Source organism: Gemmiger gallinarum (assembly GCF_014982805.1).
GTDB lineage: Bacteria > Bacillota > Clostridia > Oscillospirales > Ruminococcaceae > Gemmiger > Gemmiger gallinarum.
In genome coordinates, this window is sequence record NZ_JADCKC010000001.1 from 869,359 (window position 1) to 885,293 (window position 15,935).

General features: G+C 61.8%; 10 protein-coding genes. All 10 read right to left on the bottom strand.

Features of this window, described 5'->3' with window-relative positions; translation table 11 throughout:
* Positions 1 to 10: 10 nt before the first annotated feature.
* The 10 genes from INF35_RS04060 to INF35_RS04100 all read right to left on the bottom strand — a co-directional run bounded on the left by INF35_RS04060 (position 11) and on the right by INF35_RS04100 (position 15,888).
* Positions 11 to 1,369 (bottom strand): MBOAT family O-acyltransferase, encoded by a 1,359-nt coding sequence (locus INF35_RS04060; protein ID WP_193500234.1) that lies wholly within the window; start codon positions 1,367 to 1,369, stop codon positions 11 to 13.
* The gene (locus INF35_RS13940) at positions 1,366 to 1,500 is read right to left on the bottom strand and encodes a hypothetical protein (protein WP_268885724.1); all 135 of its coding nucleotides are present in this window, start codon (positions 1,498 to 1,500) and stop codon (positions 1,366 to 1,368) included. The genes INF35_RS04060 and INF35_RS13940 overlap by 4 nt, the downstream gene beginning before the upstream one ends.
* Entirely contained in the window at positions 1,497 to 3,248 is a 1,752-nt protein-coding gene (locus tag INF35_RS04065; protein ID WP_193500235.1) for a hypothetical protein, read from the bottom strand. The genes INF35_RS13940 and INF35_RS04065 overlap by 4 nt, the downstream gene beginning before the upstream one ends.
* A 162-nt stretch (positions 3,249 to 3,410) precedes the next feature.
* On the bottom strand, positions 3,411 to 3,830 hold the full coding sequence (locus tag INF35_RS04070) for a hypothetical protein (RefSeq protein ID WP_193500236.1): 420 nt from the start codon (positions 3,828 to 3,830) through the stop codon (positions 3,411 to 3,413).
* Between the two features lie 17 nt (positions 3,831 to 3,847).
* Positions 3,848 to 6,931, bottom strand: coding sequence for a glycoside hydrolase family 3 C-terminal domain-containing protein (locus INF35_RS04075; protein ID WP_193500237.1), 3,084 nt, complete (start codon positions 6,929 to 6,931; stop codon positions 3,848 to 3,850).
* 104 nt (positions 6,932 to 7,035) lie between these two features.
* Positions 7,036 to 8,700: an MFS transporter gene (locus tag INF35_RS04080; RefSeq protein WP_193500238.1), complete on the bottom strand. Its 1,665-nt coding sequence runs from the start codon at positions 8,698 to 8,700 to the stop codon at positions 7,036 to 7,038.
* Between the two features lie 15 nt (positions 8,701 to 8,715).
* Positions 8,716 to 11,268, bottom strand: a complete 2,553-nt coding sequence (locus INF35_RS04085) for an alpha-L-rhamnosidase (protein WP_193500239.1) — start codon at positions 11,266 to 11,268, stop codon at positions 8,716 to 8,718.
* Positions 11,262 to 13,628, bottom strand: a complete 2,367-nt coding sequence (locus tag INF35_RS04090) for a glycoside hydrolase family 2 TIM barrel-domain containing protein (RefSeq protein ID WP_328740361.1) — start codon at positions 13,626 to 13,628, stop codon at positions 11,262 to 11,264. Before INF35_RS04090 ends, INF35_RS04085 begins: the two co-directional genes overlap by 7 nt.
* Positions 13,629 to 13,867: 239 nt before the next feature.
* On the bottom strand, positions 13,868 to 15,175 hold the full coding sequence (locus INF35_RS04095) for an ATP-binding protein (protein ID WP_235983098.1): 1,308 nt from the start codon (positions 15,173 to 15,175) through the stop codon (positions 13,868 to 13,870).
* 2 nt (positions 15,176 to 15,177) lie between these two features.
* The gene (locus tag INF35_RS04100) at positions 15,178 to 15,888 is read right to left on the bottom strand and encodes a LytR/AlgR family response regulator transcription factor (RefSeq protein WP_193500241.1); all 711 of its coding nucleotides are present in this window, start codon (positions 15,886 to 15,888) and stop codon (positions 15,178 to 15,180) included.
* Positions 15,889 to 15,935: the final 47 nt, after the last annotated feature.

Here is a 15,935-nt window from a genome sequence, read left to right on the forward strand (position 1 = left end):
CGTTCCTCCGTCAGAATTGGAAGTAGATGAAGGCATTGCCGGCCCCCTCGGCCAGCAGTGACAGCCAGGCCAGTGCCGCGCAGGCCGTGAGGCAAAAGACCGTCCCCGCCGCCCGGCGTTCCTGCCGGACCGGGGCGGGCCAGTATTGCAGCCGCACCAGAAGCAGCACCCCCAGCACCAGCTGCGCCAGGTCCGCCGCCTTCATCCCCAGCCGGGGCAGAGAGTTCCAGCCGGAAGGCAGAGCCGAGATGAGCGTGAAGGCATCGGCCACACTCCCCGCCCGGAAGAAGATCCAGGCAAAGCAGACAAAGGCAAAGGTCAGACAGCGGCCCAGCCATCGGGGCGGTACGGGCAGCCGGGGGGCCAGCAGAGTCTCCCCCACCATGGCCGCGCCGTGCAGCCCGCCCCAGATGACGAAGGTCCAGTTGGCTCCATGCCAGAGACCGCTGGCCAGAAAAACAATGAGGATATTGAGGCAGTGGCGGAAGGTACCGCAGCGGCTGCCGCCCAAAGGGATGTAGAGATAATCGGTGAGCCAGCTGGTCAGGCTGATGTGCCAGCGTCGCCAGAATTCCCGCACCGAGCAGGCGGTGTAGGGGGCGTCGAAGTTTTTCATCAGCCGGATGCCCATGAGCCGGGCGGCGCCGCAGGCAATGTCCGAGTAACCGGAAAAATCCCCGTAGATCTGCAGGGCAAACAGCACGGTGGCCAGCACCACCGCCGGGCCGGCGGCAGCCTCCGGGGAAGCATAGACCGGCTCCACAAAGCGGGCGGCAAAATCCGCCAGCACCAGCTTTTTGCAGTATCCCCGCAGAAGCAGCTGCATCCCTGCCTGAACATCCTCCCGGGAGGGATCGGCCGCTCTGCGCAGCTGGGGCAGCAGGTTCTGGGGACGTTCGATGGGCCCCGCCACCAGCTGGGGAAAGAAAGAGACGAACAGGGCATAATAGCCGAAATGCCGTTCCGGCTCCATGGTGCCGCGATAGACATCTATGACGTAAGAGAGATTTTGGAAGGTGTAAAAGCTGATGCCCACCGGCAGCAGCAGAGACGGAACCGAAATCCCGAAAATGGAGGCCGCAAAGCTCAGATACTTGAACAGAAACAAGATTCCCAGGCAGGTGCCCAGCGCCAGAGCCAGCCAGCCTCGTTTGGCAGCTTTGCTCTGAGCATCCGCCACCCGCCGGGCAGCAAGATAGCAGACGCCGGTAGCCAGAAGCAGCAGCGGAAAGGTCTGAGGCTGTCCGGCGGCATAAAACAACCAGCTGGCCGCCAGCAGCACCACCCAGCGCCGGGCCGGGGCGATGCGCCGCCAGCACAGCAGCACCAGCGGAAAGAGAACCACAAACTGGGCGGAGATAAAGTTCACGGCGCATCCCTCCTTCCTCCCAGAAAAAGCAGGGCCAGTACCAGCGCCCCCAGCAGCAGCTGCTGCAGCGTGGCGCCGCAGACCAGCGCCGCCAGGGCAGCGAGGACCGCCGCCAAAAGGACAATCATCATAAGTACTCCTCCAGCCAGGAAATCACTTGTTGGGTACGCAGCCGGGCGCCCTCGGTGGAAAGGTGGTTGTCCGTGCCGTAGAGATAGCGTCCCGGCCAGAGAGAGTCCTCCAGCGTGCCCAGCACCGGCACGCAGAGGGCTGCCTGCAGGCTGGCATCCAGTTGGGCTCGGGCCTCGGGGGTGCTGCTGTCGGACAAAGCCTGGGCGTTGCGCGGCGCGTAGGTAAAGAATACCTGTACCCCTTTTTGCTGAAAGCGCTCCATCATGGCGTTGAACGGTGTCACAAACTGTTCCGCGGGCAGGCCGTGCGTGGTGTACTCCACCGCCAGGCCATAGACCGGCGTGTCGTCGGCCGCATTGGGACGATAGAGGCAGTAGTCGCCGTACTCGTTGTAACTGGGGGCATCGCTGGGGTTGCCGTCCTCATCAAAGTCCGCCGGGGAAAGATCATAACTTTTTTCCGTCAGGGAGGCTCGGGCGGTCAGATATTCCCCCAGGGCAGCAAACACACCGGTGGTCTGCCTCAGATCCAGCGCTGCGAGCATCTGGTAATTTGCCTCCATCAGGCAGAAAAACTCCGCGTCCAGCTTGTCGGTGGTGCAGAACTGCCGCTGGGCCGCGTCGAACTCGGGGGAATCCAGCAGAATATCCCCCTCCCCCATACAGTCCAGAATCAGCAGCAGCTGGGGCACGGCATTGGTGTAGGCAAACACCCCCATGTTCACCACCTCGTAGTCGGGCAGAGCCTGGTCCAGCAGGGCACTGTCGTAGCCAAAGCGGGTGGAGGAACCGGAGAACAGCACCAGTTTTCGGCTGTCTTTCAGGGAGAGCAGACGGTCGTACTTGTCGGCAAAGGAGGCAAAATATCCGCCGCTGTATCGGGGCGCTGTGGCCGCCTGCAGGCGCAGGGTGCGCAGATTGGGACAGCCCTTCACCGGATCGGCACCGGGGTCGGTGATATCGTCAAAAAGGGTGAGTTCGGTCAGGTTGGGGCAATCGACGACGGCGCCCTCGGCCAGCCGTTTGAGCCCCCGGGGCAGCACGATGCTCTCGCAGGGCAGGCCGGAGAAAGCCCCGGCGGCAATGGCGGTGACGGGTTTGCCGTCCAGCTCTGCCGGCACAACAATACAGTTTGCCCGGGAGGTACAGCCGGTAATGGTGATCCCTTCCCCCGCCGGTTCCCAGGTAAAGGCCGCGGCATCGGTCCAGGGCTGCCACAGGGCATAGAGATCGATCTGCTTTTGTCCCGCCGGGTCAATGCGGCCGCCCTGCACCACTGTGGTTCCGCTGCCGTCGGGGTTGGTGCTCCACCCTGTCTGGGTATAGCCCTGCCGTTCAAACAGTCCCGCCCGGGGTGTGTTGAGCCGGGCGTGGGTGGTGAGCACCGGCTGTTCCACCGTGGCGTCACTGCCGTCGTTGGCATGGCAGACAAAGGAGGTGTCGCTGCGTTCGGCTGTGACGGTGACTACCGCCGGGTAGCGCACCTGGGGCAGGGTCAGCACCCAGCCGTCGGAGGATTGCTCCAGCACAGCGCCGAGGTAATCGGTCCCGGTCAGGGTGCACCCCTGGGCCGGCTCCAGCACAAAACGGGCCTGCCCGCCCCGGGGCACATTCTGCACGGGGGTGTCGGCGGTGAAGGCATCGCTCTCCTCCAGCACCACCCGGCAGGTGTCGGCCGGCACCGCCGCGCCGGGCGCGCAGCCCGCCAGCAGCAGTGCCGCCGCCAGACCAAGTATCATTTTACGCATGGCGGCATCCCCCTTTCGTGTCGTTCATCTTATCATAGCACATTTTGTCGGAAAAAGCGGAAGGCCCCCGCCGGGGCCGTCGTCCGGGTTGCGGAGCGGCGGGACCGACGGAGGTCTTCCATGATTCGGGAAATTTCAGGAGAAGAATTTCTCGTAGATGGTTCAGGCGGGTTTGGTAACGTCGAAGTAAGCGGCGACCACACCCACGATGGTGGCGATGAGCAGGCAGGCCATGCTGATGATGGCGCTCTGCAGGTCAGCCATGTTCTGCGCGTTGTTGGTGAAGGTCATGATGGCGGCGATGGCGTTGATGCGTCCGGTGAGGAAGACCACGAAGCTGACCATGAGCAGGACAGGCGCTGCCACGGGCAGAATGTCCATCCAGTCTTTCTGGCCCTTCAGGGCAACGGCGATGAGGACGACCTCGACCACGATGGCCGCAGCCGTGCAGCCGATGACAGCGGGGTTGATGCCGTCAGCAACAAAGTAGTTGGTGTTGCAGTTGATGAAGTAGAAGACAAGCCCTACGAGGGCCAGCACGGCAGACAGGGCCGTGAGCGGAAATCCAGCGGATTTTTTCATGTCGATACCCTCCCTGATCAGGACTTCTTGCGCTTTGCTGCGCGGAGGTACATGGCGATACCGGCCAGGGTCAGCAGACCGAAGACGACCTGCACACCGGTGAGAGCGTTGTCATACCAGGTGCGCACGCTGACCAGACGGCTGGTAGCGGCCAGGCCGTCCATGGCGTTGGAGTTGGCCAGAGCGTAGTTCTGCCACAGCATGACCTGCTTGAGAGCAGCCAGCAGAGTGGCATCCTGGCTGACGTTTTCCACCGTCCAGTAGGGCCACTTGGCGCTGACAGCCTCCATGGTGCTGTCGCCGGTATTGCAGCTCATGGTGATGCCGTTGATGACGGCTTCTTTCAGTGCGGTGTAGTTGGCATCCTGGATGAAGTCCTCACTCATCAGGCCCTGGAAGCCCCACTCGCCGCGGAGGATGCCCAGCATCAGGCCGGAGTGAGAGTTGCTGGTCAGGCAGCCCACACGGTTGTATGCGCTCATGACGCCCAGTGCGCCGGCGTCTTCGATGATAGCCTGGGTGCCGCGCAGCTCGTTTTCACGGGCCTGCTGCTCGGTCATGAAGACCGCCACGCCGGTACGGTTGACTTCGGTGTCGTTGAAGACCAGATGCTTGGGTGCCACGATGCAGCCGTATTCCTTGGCGGCGGCCACATAGGCAGTGCCCTGGCCGGCAGTCAGGACGGCGTCCTCGGAGTAATACTCATGGTTGCGGGCGTTGTAGGGCAGGCGGTGCAGGTTGGTGCCGCAGCCCCAGAAGATGGTCAGGTTGCTCCACAGGCTGTAGTTGCCGATGACGCGGCCGTACTCGGCAGCCAGCTGCTTGCTGAAGGTCTGGGCAATGACAGTCTCGTTGGGCATGACACCCATCTTGTAGTTGAGGTTGGGATCGTTGGCGTCCACTGCGCAGGGGTCGCCGGTGGAGGCATCGGTGTTGGCGTACTGGCCCAGGGTGTAGCTGTAAATACCGTTGGGGCCATCATTCTGGATGGTCTCGGGGCTCATGATGGACTCAATGGCCTTGGTGGAGGTGCCGCCGAAACCGGTGCGGATCAGGCAGTCTTCCAGTTCGATCTGGTCGAGAAGCAGGCTCCAGCGCTCGTCATTGATGTCGCTGACGCCCTTGAGATCGGCCAGGGTCAGGCCGTTGTCGGCACCGAAGGTGATGGAGGAGGGATCGCCGTTGGCGGTGATCTCATAGTTATCGTTGTCCATGCAGTCCAGCATCTCGTCGGTGGCAGTCAGGTTCTCGTAAGTCTTGGGCCAGGTGCCTTCCCAGTCGCTGCGGGTCAGGTAAGTGACGGTGTCGGGCATCCAGTAGTTCAGGTCCATGTCCTCCAGCTGGTTCTCCACAGCAGTGCCGTTTTTGGAGGTGGCAAAGGTGGTGAAATCGCTTTCGGCCAGATTCCAGGTCTTGACGTTGGCGGCATTGCCCTCAACAGCCTGGCCCTGAGCGGCCAGAACATTGTTGACAGCCTCATGGGCGCCGTTGCCGACGGTGAAGTAGTAGTCGCCTGCATCCAGCATGAAGGTGCCCTTGGTGCCGGCCAGATTGTCGGCGGTGGAATCCCAGCTGGTCATATCCTGCATGTCGGCCACCAGGGTGACGGTCTCGGAAGCGCCCGGAGCGATCTCTTCCGTCTTGTCGTAGTCCAGCAGCTGGATGGCGGCCTTTTCCACACCGTTCTGCTTGTCATAGTCGGTGTAGGGCAGGCTGACGTAGAGCTGGACGGCGTCCTTGCCGGCCACGCTGCCGGTATTGGTGACGGTGACCTGAGCGGTAACGGTCTTGGCATCCATGTCCACCGTCAGGCTGTCCAGCGTCTGGCTGAAGGTGGTGTAGCTCAGACCGTAGCCGAAGGGATAGGTGACCTCGTCGTCATAGTTCCAGGCAGAGCCGGTGGAGCTGCCCACGGTGGAGGCGGCGTTGCCCTGGCCCAGGATGGTGTCGGCATAGCGGGTCTCATAGTACTTGTAGCCGATGTAGATGTTCTCGGCCTCCACCAGCTCGGAGTTGGTGGAAGTTTCGGGGTCGGGGTTGGTCCACTCCAGATCGCCGTAGTTCTGTGCTGCCGGGGAGTTGGCATTGACCACCGCGTAGGTGTCGGTCAGGTGACCGGAGGGGTTGACGGCGCCGGACAGGATGTCTGCCACGCCGTAGAAGCCGTAGCCGCCGGGCAGGCCCACCTGCAGGATGGCGTCCACGCCCTCATTGTCCTGGATCTCCTGGACTTCCATGGCGCTGGCGTTGTTGAGCAGCACGATGACCTTGCCGCCGTTGGCAGCCTTGGCATCCACAGCAGCCTGGATCAGGTCGCGCTCGTCGTCGGACAGGCCGAGAGGATCGGTCTGGTTGAGGTTCTGGGTGGGGTCCACACCCGCAGTACCCGGGGTGTAGTTGGCGTTTTCGGAGGCAGCACGGGCGATGGTAACGATCATGACGTTATAATCATTCATGCTGTCCTTCCAGGTGGCGTCGGTCTGGTCCAGCAGCGCCTGGCTGGGCTCCTTGCTGGTGAAGACGCCGCCCACCGCCGGTGCGGTGATGGTCAGGTGGCTGGTGGTGCCGCCCCAGCTCTCCACCTCAGTGGTGTAGGTGCTTTCCAGGGCAGTGTACACCGTCTGCAGGGTGGGGTTGATGACAAAGCCCTTGGCCTGGAATGCCTCCACCATGTCCACAGTGTCGGCGTCGGTGCCGGTATTCTCGGTCAGGCTGGAACCCATGATACCGCCCATGACCGGGTGATAGCTGGAGAAGCCCAGCAGCGAGATCTTCTGGGTCTCGTCGGCGGTCAGGGGCAAAGCGCCGTTATTCTTGAGCAGGACGGTGCCCTCCTCGCTCATGCGCTCGCCCAGATCCTCGATGGCATCCAGCAGTTCGGTGGTGCTGGAATAGTCCGACGTGTAGGTATAGACGGTGGCAGGGTCCGCATCCTCGGTGACAACTTTGGTGGACTGGGTGCCCAGGAACTTGTCAATGTCCGTGCGGAAGCTGTCAACGACGACGCCGGCAGAAATGCTCAGCGCCAGGACCGTCGCGGTGGTCGCCGTAACGCCGCGCCAAACGCGCTGGCCGCGGCGGCCGGTGGATGTTTGCTTCATGATAGACCTCCTTGTTGTTGTGCCGTGGGTTTATTTCCTGACGCATCCTTCCCCATCTCCCCTCGGGTCCGGACGCGCATTGGACTATTTTTTTGGAATGTGCCTTACTTCTTCTGTTTGGCGCGCTTGGCGGCCAGCTTGGCCTGGTATTTGGCTTCCTCCTCGGCAAAATTCAGGCCTTTCTTGGCGCATTTTGCCTTGAGTTCTTCAATGCGGGCAGCTTCGGCCTCTTTTTCAGCCTGTTCCTGTTCCCGGCGCAGACGCTCGGCGGGCTCGATCCACTCGCCGCCGGCGGCTAGAACAGCTGCCTTCTGGTTTTCGAGGATGATGGCCTGGTCCTCCTTGATGTGCTTCTCCACTTTCAGGAAGCTCATGAGAACGACGATGACGGCATAGCAGACCAGCTCAACGCCCAGGTAGCAGATGACCAGCATGTTCTGGACGCTGGCGTTCTGGGCAGGCAGGCTGGCGTCGTAGCCGGCGATGGTGAGCAGCACGTTGATGATGCCGTTGCCCAGGCCGGTCATGCCCACCATGATGGCGCCGTACACCGACATGGTGAAGCCGTCGGAGCGGAAGCCGTTCTTGGCTTCCAGATGGTCGAGAACGTCGCTGAGCAGGGCCAGGGTGACGTACATGGCGGGGATGGAACCGATGCCCTTGAGGATGACGCCGACGCAGACGATGACAAAGTTATGCACATCGATGAAGCTGGCCAGACCGCCGATGACCGAGATGGCCAGGCCCAGGACCACGGCCCGCTGTTTGCCCAGCTTGTTGGCGATGGGCCATGCCAGCACCATGCCGATGGCCGTGGGGATGCCGCCGATGGCGCCCAGCAGGCCCATGGCGGTGCCGCCGTCGATGCCCTCGAACACCCAGGTGCAGTAGTAGTTCATGGAGCCGTTCTTGACCAGACCGCCCAGCTGGAACAGCAGGAAGTAGAGGATGATGATCCACCAGTATTTGTTGCTCATGCAGACCTTGATCTGCTGGGACATGGGGATCTTTTTCTCCTCCACCGGCATCTTGAGGCGTTCCTCGGTGATGCGCTCACGGCTGAAGTAGTACTCGATGAGGATGCCGATGGCGGTGATGACGCAGAGCACCACCATGACCACACGCCAGTTGGCGTAGCTGGCGTCGGCGTTGATGGAGCCGTCGGCGTTGGGGACGAAGAGGAAGTTCTGCAGCAGCATGGGAACCAGGATGCTGGCGCCGATGCCCACCGCGGCCACGCCGGAAGCGTTGGAGAAGGTGGAAAGCAGACCGCGGTCGTTGGAGTTGCGGGTGGACAGTGCCACCAGCGAGGAGTGGGCGGTGTAGTACAGGGGGTAGGCCACCGCGTAGTAGAGGTTATAGGAGACGGCGATCCAGACCATCTGCATGGCGGGCTCGGCGCTCTTGGGGACGACAAACAGGGTGATGATAGCCACTGCCAGCAGCGGTGCCGACAGGATCAGGTAGGGACGGGCCTTGCCCTGGCTGGACTTGGTGCTGTCCATAAGGCGGCCCACCACCAGGTTGCCGATGATGACGCAGATGACCGACAGGATGGGCAGCAATGCCGAGAAGTTGCCGAAGCGGCTGGTGTCGGTCCAGGCCAGAACGTCGGAGTAGTAGCGGTTTAAGTAGCTGCCGAAGATGGCGTTGGAGATCAGGGCGCAGAAGGGGCCGATCAGGTAGCCCAGCAGCATCTCCGTGGGCTTGACGTTGGCCGAGGTGATGCGCGTCTTGAACAGAGGCGCTTCGATCCAGTTCATTTTCATCGTTTGCATCTCTCCTTACCGGCAGGACGTGCTGACGCTGTAAACGCCGCTGCCGAATGTTTGGGTCTTGCCGTCGGGCAGGGTCACATCGCAGGTGGTACCCACCGGAACGGTAACGGTGACGGTCAGGGTGCCGTCCTTGAGCTCCCAGGCGCTGGAGGCAATGCCGTAGGGGGTCTCCACCTCGGCCTTGGCCCAGGTCAGCCCGCCGCCGATGAGAGGCTTGACTGCAAAGCGCTTGTAGCCGGGCTCGGTGGCTTCCAGACCTGCAATGCGCTGGTAGAGGAAGGCCCCCACCGCGCCGGAAGCATAATGGTTGTAAGAGATCATCTTGTCGGTGCCGTCATCCCCGATGGGGCAGGTGCCGTTCTCGTCCAGGCCGTCCCACCGCTCCCAGATGGTGGTGGCGCCCACGCGGACCTCATACAGCCAGCTGGGACACTTGGTGTTCATCAGCATCTTGTAGGCCACGTCGGGGCGGCCGTTGTCCGCCAGGGCGAACAGGATGTAGGGCGTGCCCGGGAAGCCGGTACCGATGCAGTAGTCGCTCTTTTCCACCAGTCTGACCAGATTGTCCACCGCCTTGGCGCGGACGTTCTCCGGGAACATTTTGAGATAGAGCGGCAGCACGTAGGCGGTCTGGAACTCCTCCAGTAGTTTGCCGTTGCCGTCGGTCAGGATGCTGCAGTAGGCGTCGGCGGCTGCATCGCTGAGCTGCTGATAGGTCTTGGCGTCGGCGTCGTTGCCTAGGATGCGGGCCACCTTCGCCACCAGAGCGCTGGTGTTGCACAGGCTGGCCGTGCCGGTCCACTTGTTGCGGGCCTGCCACTGGCCCATCTGGGGCACATCGGGGGCCACCCAGTCACCGAAGCTGAAGGCCCCAGGCATGGCCCAGATGTACTTTTTCTTGCCCAAGCTGAACAGCCCCGCCCAGAACTTGCAGGCGCCCACATACTTTTTCATGGTGGGGTACATGGCGCGCAGGATCTCCACGTCGCCGCTGGCCTGGTACATGGCCCAGGGCACCAGCACGCAGGCGTCGCCCCACCAGGCGATGGCCATCTCCGGCATGGTGGCCGGGAAGCCGTAGCCCTGCACCGGCACCGTGTTGGGAATGCCGCCGGTCTTGAGCTGTTCGTTCTTCACATCCCGCAGCCACTTTTTCAGAAAGCGGCCCATGTCGAAGTTGAAGCAGGCGGTGGGGGCAAAGACTGCGATGTCTCCGGTCCAGCCCATGCGTTCGTCCCGCTGGGGGCAGTCGGTGGGAATGTCGATGAAGTTGGAGCGGGCGCCCCACAGGATGTTGCTCTGCAGCTGATTGAGCATCTTGTCCGAGCACTCGAAGCTGCCGATGCGGCGGACATCCGACCAGAGGGCCAGCGCCTCCACCGTCAGGGTCTCCTCGGCGGCGCCAGTGACGCTGATGTAGCGGAAGCCCATGTAGGTGAACCGGGGGTTCCAGGTCTGGACGCCCTCCCGGCAGGTGTAGGCGGCGGTGGCCTTGGCGGTGCGCAGGAAGGCGGTGTTCAGGGTGCCGTCGGGGTTGAGGATCTCGGCATGGCGGATGGTAATGACCTGTCCTGCCTTGCCCTTGACCGTCAGGCGGATGACGCCTGCAAAGTTCTGGCCAAAGTCGTAGATCAGCTCCTCCCCCACCTTTTTGCAGGACACCGGCTTGAGCACCGCCTGTACCTTGACAGGGGCGCCGATCTCCGCCCGGATGGCGGGGCTGACCCGCAGGGTCTCGGGGGCGGCGGCGTGCCAGTTGGCCCGGTCCATGTTGACGGTGGCATCGTAGGTCTCGCCGTCGTAGAGGTCCGCCATGCGGACGGGGCCATCCTCGGTGACCTGCCAGCTGGAATCGGTGCCGATGACCTCCTCACTGCCGTCGGTGTAGGTGACCCGCAGCTCGGCCAGCAGGGCCTGACGGTCGGCGGTGACCCGGTTGACGCGGGTGAAGACGAAGCTGCCCACCGCCCAGCCGCCGGCCACCGTGGCCGTAAGGGTGTTGTACTCGCCCAGCTGGGCGGTCACATCGTAGGTCTGATACTGGAGGTTGGTCTTGTAGCTGGTAAAGCCGGGGGCAAACCACCGGTCGCCCACCTTCTGGCCGTTGAGCTCCAGCTCATACACGCCCATGGCCGTGACATACAGCCGGGCCTTTTCCACCGTTTTTTCGGGGTGGAAGGCCTTGCGGAACACCATGGGTTTGGGGGATACCTTCTTCTCGGTAAAGCGGTAGTCCGGATCGCTGATCCACTGGCCCTGCCACGGGGTATCCATGCGGCCGGTCTCAAAGTCCAGGTCCGCCCGGGCGGTCTCCCCGTTGCTGGCCGTGACCTGCAGCGCCGCGTGATAGACGGTGAAGGGCTGCAGCACCGGCCCGGCGTACTGGACGGCCACCTGATCGGTGGTCTCCACCGACCAGTCCCCCACCGTCAGGGTGGCGGACCGGAGGGTGACGTTCTGACCGTCGCTTTCCAGTGCAAAGCCGAAGACGGGATGAGCGCTGTCGGTCACACAGCCGGCAGTCATTCCTTCCACGGCAAAGCGGGTGATGTTCAACATGTTCCAACCTCCTTGCAGGCAATCTTACAGACAGCGCGGCGGGTCCCATCCTCCGCAGTCATGGTCACGTCCCCCTCGGCCAGCACAATGGCCAGGGCACGGCCCCAATAGGTATCCGTCTCGCTGCCAAGAAATCCATCGGCATTGTAGGGACAGGCATGTCCCAGCGCCAACAGCTTGCCGCCCTCCACGTTCACGCGGATGCGGCCCCGTTCCATCGGCTTGGTGGTTCCCGCCCCGTCGGTGTAGCGCAGCGGGATGTAGCACAGGCGGCCGGGGGCGGTCTGCTTTTGTTCCGGCTCGGCCCGCAGTTCGGTCTCGGGGCCTGCCGTGCGCAGCGCCGTGCGACCCACCTCATTGCCGTTGGCATCCCGGGCGATGGCTGTCAGGGTGCCGTCCTCATACCGGGTGCGGAAGATCACGCGGCAGTCCTTGCCCCGGCGTTTCTCCCCCACCTTGCGGCCGTTGAGGGTGAGTTCCACCCGGGCAGCCGTGGTGTAGACTTCCACAATGGCGGGGTTGCCCTCGCATCCGGACCAGGACCAGCTGCGGATGGCGTCGGTCATCTTCCAGGCCGAGGGAGAATGCTTCTCTCCCGGATGGTTCACCGGACGCACCGCCAGCACCGGGCCTTTTTCCAGCCCGAAGGCCACCCGGGTGTAATCCCCTTCCGCCAGGCGGTAGCCGGTCAGGTCGATGCGTCCGCTGCCTGCCGTAAGCCAGCCGGGGCCGTGGTCAAAGCCAGGGGCGTAGTCGTGATATTCCCAGCTGCCTACGCCAACCTCGCCCAGGTAATCCATGCCCGCCCAGACAAAGTCGCCGATGAGTCGGGGCTCGTGCTGGGCCATCTGCCAGAAGCGATACGCATCGGAGCAGAAGGTCTCGCTGCCCAGGATCAGGCGATCGGGATATTTCTGCAGGTCATGACGGTAACGGTTGATGCCGTAGTTATAGCCCGCGATGTCCATGTTGGCGAAGGCGCCCCGGGTCTTGACATCGCAGCCGTGGAGCGTAGCGCCCCATTTCATGAAGCCCGCGCCGCAAAGCCCCGCCATATCGTTGAAGAACTGGCTGCCCACCGGCTTTTCGGCTTCCTTCTCGGCCTTTTCGTCGCTGTAGACGCCGAAGCCCAGGGAGGACAGCAGATTGAAGAAAATGTTGACGCCGCAAGTCACCGGACGGGTGGGATCGCAGTCGTGGAGATACCGAGTCATCTGCCCGGTGAGCTGGATGCCCCGCTCCTGGGCGGTCTCGCTGACCTCGTTGCCGGTGGAGTAGAGCACCACGCAGGGATGGTTGAAATCCTTGGCCGTCATGTCGGCCAGGTCCCGCTGCCACCAGTCGGCGAAATACTGCACATAGTCGTTCTTGGTCTTGTGAATGTACCAGCAGTCCACGTACTCATCCATAACCAGCATACCCAGCCGGTCGCAGACCTCCAAAAGGGTCTTGGAGCAGGGATTGTGGGCGGAGCGGATGGCATTGTAGCCGCATTCCTGCAAAAGGCGTACCTTGCGCTCCACCGCATCGGGCCAGCAGGCAGCGCCCAGAGGGCCGTTGTCGTGGTGGATGCAGGCGCCCCGCAGGATCACCCGGCGGTCGTTGATGGCAAAGCCCTTGCGGGCCGACCATTCGATGGTCCGGGCGCCGAAGGTCACCCTGTCCTCGTCCCCTTCAAAGCGGACGCGGCAGGTGTAGAGCCGGGGATGTTCCGGGCTCCAGGGCTGCAGCTCTGTGGCGGTGAGAAGCAGTCTGGCGTTGCCGTCGCTGTGGGCCCGGCCGCTGTGCAGCACCTTGTCCCCGTCCAGCAGTTCCACCTGAATGTTGCCCTCCCCCACCGTGCGGACGGTGATTTCCAGCCGCACCGGATCAAGGCCCAGCGTACGCACCCGGATAGATTCCGGGGGCAGGTAGCTCTTTCCGGCCGAGAGGTAAAGCTGCACCGGACGGTAGATGCCCGCGCCGGAGTACCACCGGCTGTTGGGCTGGTCGGCATTATGGGCGATGACTTCCAGGGTATTGTCCCCGCCGTAGTTCAGGTGTTCGTCCAGCGTGACGAAAAAGCCGCTGTAGCCGTAAGGCCGGCCGCCGATCTTATGGCCGTTGAGAAAGACCTGGGCATTGTGGTAGACGCCCTCAAACTCCAGCATCACCGTGCGGCCCCGCCAGGCTTCCGGGGCGGTGAACTGCTTGACATAGCGGTAATCGTACCCCTCAAACCATCCGGTGTTGATGCCGCCGGGGCTCTGTGCCGTGCGCTTTTCCGCCAGCATGGCATCGTGAGGGATCCGTACCGGCCGAAGTTCGTCCTTCCCCACACGGCCAAACAGCCAGCCGCCGTTGAAATCTTTCTTCTGCACCGTATCGCCCCCATTGCCGATCCTGTATTTTTTTTACGGGAGACTTCCATGCCGCCCTCCTGATTTCTGTTGTTACTTTACACCATTTTTTCCATTCCGGCACACAAACTGCGCAATCCGTCGTTTTTCATGCACAAGTTGAAAAAACCTTTGTGCAATATTACAAGCAAACCCCCGGAACTTTCGGCATTTTGCCTGTTCCGGGGGTTTTATGGGATGTTCAGTTGTTGTTTATGGTTTCACACAGTCAGCAGCGGAATCAGAATGCGCAGTTCGAACCAGCCGTTCTCCGCATGGACCGTCACCGAACCGCCGTATTTGGCCACCGTGGCCTGGATACTCTTGAGCCCGTAGCCGTGCAGGCCCTTCTCCGCCTTGGTGGTGCTGGGCAGGCCCTTTTCGATGTGCATGGTCTCCTTGCAGCGGTTTTCCAGCCGGATGGAGACAAAGCCTTTCTGCCTTGCCACCGACAGATGAATCAGCCGCTGCTCATCGTCGGGCAGGACGCTCACGCCCTCAATGGCATTGTCCAGCGCATTGCCGAACAGGGCGCTCAGGTCCATCACATCCATGAAGTCCAGGGCCGCGCCGTCCGCCACGCAGGTCAGCTGAATGCCGTTCTGCCGGCAGTGCAGGCTCTTGGTGGTCAGGATGGTATCAAGTACCCGGTTGCCGGTCTTGTTCTCCGCTTCATAGGCGCTGATCTCCTGTTCCACACGGTCCAGGTATTCCAGATTTTTGCCCTCCTTGACCTCGCGGCGCAGTACCGCAATCTGATGCTTGAGATCGTGGTATTTGCGGTTGATCAGTTCCACGCTCTCCTCGCTGCGCTGATAATTGGCGTACTGGTTCTGCAGGATGTTCTGCATGGCGGTCAGTTCCTGCCGGGCGTGATTTTCACAGATCTGCAGATGGTAAGCGTAGAGAATGGCCACACCGCCCAGATAAGCAAAGGTCCGCACATTGAAAGCATCGGCATCCGTGGTTCCGGCAAAGGGGGTACGGATGGACAGATAACTGATACTGGACACAATGTAGATGATGAGGGCAATGGAAGCCACCGTCAGGCTGGATGCCGTGGTAACCTGCAGTTCCCACATCTCGGTGCGGTGCATCCGTTCGATGAGATACATGGCAAGGTACATCACCGCAAACATGGGCAGGATGACGGCAGCCTCGATGAGGGCGCTCTGCCGCCCCACCCTGGGCAGGATCATGAGGGCATACAGCTGCCAGGCCAGCGATGCGGTAAAGCCGCCCAGAATAAAAGCCCTTGCACAATAGTAGACTGCGTTGCGCCAGGAATGGCGGCACAGCACAAAGAAAGGGACGGCGGTCAGTGCCGCAGTGACGATCATTCCCAGATTGAAAGCCCAGTCCTGCCATTCGGCAGTAACGGTCATGCAGATGGTCAGCGCAGCCAGATTCACAAGGGACGCCAGGCAGGTCTGTACCGGCCGCCAGCGCCGGGGCAGCAGAAAAACATACAGCATACAGGCCAGCCAATAAGCCAGCGCGCTCCAGAAAGGAGGGATGTTGGGCAGCATATTCATTTAGCCACCCCGCTGATGTAGTTATTCAGTGCATCCAGGAAAACTTTTTTTCGGGACCGGCTGACCAGTACCGGCTCCCCCGCCACCACGGCATCGTCTCCCCGGATACCGTCCACCCGCTCCAGATTGACCAGGCACCCCTTGTTGCACCGGAAAAAAATCTGCATATCCAGCGTTTTTTCCACTTCTTTTAGGGTTCCCGGGGCTGTTACAATGCCGTCGGTGGTGTGGTAAACCAGTTCATGGGCCTGTACTTCAATGTAATTGATGCTGTCATAGGCCAGCTTGTGGGTGCCTTCCCGGGTAGTAACGCTGAGGTAGCGTTTCTGGCGGCGGCTCATGCGGGTGATGGCCCGGTTGATCCGCTGGCTGAAGGCATAGTAGCTGACCGGCTTGAGCACATAATCCAGCGCGTCCACCGCGTATCCTTTGATGGCATACTGCGGCAGATTGGTGATGAAGATGATGACCACCTCGGCATCCTTCTGGCGGATCATCTCCGCCGCCGTCATACCGTCCATGAACTTCATCTCAATATCCATGAGAATCACGTCATAGCCTGCTTTGTAATTGAGCGCGATCTCGTCGCCGTCGGAAAAATCCGTGACGATCAACTTCTGGTCGTACTCCTTTGAATACCGGTCCAGATAGTCCCGAATCTGCGCACGGTAACCGGGGTCATCCTCCACCAAGGCAATGCGGATCATCCGGCTGCCCTCCTCCCTGTTTCTTCTCCATAACTATATTTATACTA

What these genes read in the sequence shown, in the direction of transcription:
- INF35_RS13940 (WP_268885724.1), bottom strand. Translation starts at nt 1,500, where the DNA reads ATGATGATTGTCCTTTTGGCGGCGGTCCTCGCTGCCCTGGCGGCGCTG.
- INF35_RS04065 (WP_193500235.1), bottom strand. Translation starts at nt 3,248, where the DNA reads ATGCGTAAAATGATACTTGGTCTGGCGGCGGCACTGCTGCTGGCGGGC.
- INF35_RS04070 (WP_193500236.1), bottom strand. Translation starts at nt 3,830, where the DNA reads ATGAAAAAATCCGCTGGATTTCCGCTCACGGCCCTGTCTGCCGTGCTG.
- INF35_RS04075 (WP_193500237.1), bottom strand. Translation starts at nt 6,931, where the DNA reads ATGAAGCAAACATCCACCGGCCGCCGCGGCCAGCGCGTTTGGCGCGGC.
- INF35_RS04080 (WP_193500238.1), bottom strand. Translation starts at nt 8,700, where the DNA reads ATGAAAATGAACTGGATCGAAGCGCCTCTGTTCAAGACGCGCATCACC.
- INF35_RS04085 (WP_193500239.1), bottom strand. Translation starts at nt 11,268, where the DNA reads ATGTTGAACATCACCCGCTTTGCCGTGGAAGGAATGACTGCCGGCTGT.
- INF35_RS04095 (WP_235983098.1), bottom strand. Translation starts at nt 15,175, where the DNA reads ATGCTGCCCAACATCCCTCCTTTCTGGAGCGCGCTGGCTTATTGGCTG.
- INF35_RS04100 (WP_193500241.1), bottom strand. Translation starts at nt 15,888, where the DNA reads ATGATCCGCATTGCCTTGGTGGAGGATGACCCCGGTTACCGTGCGCAG.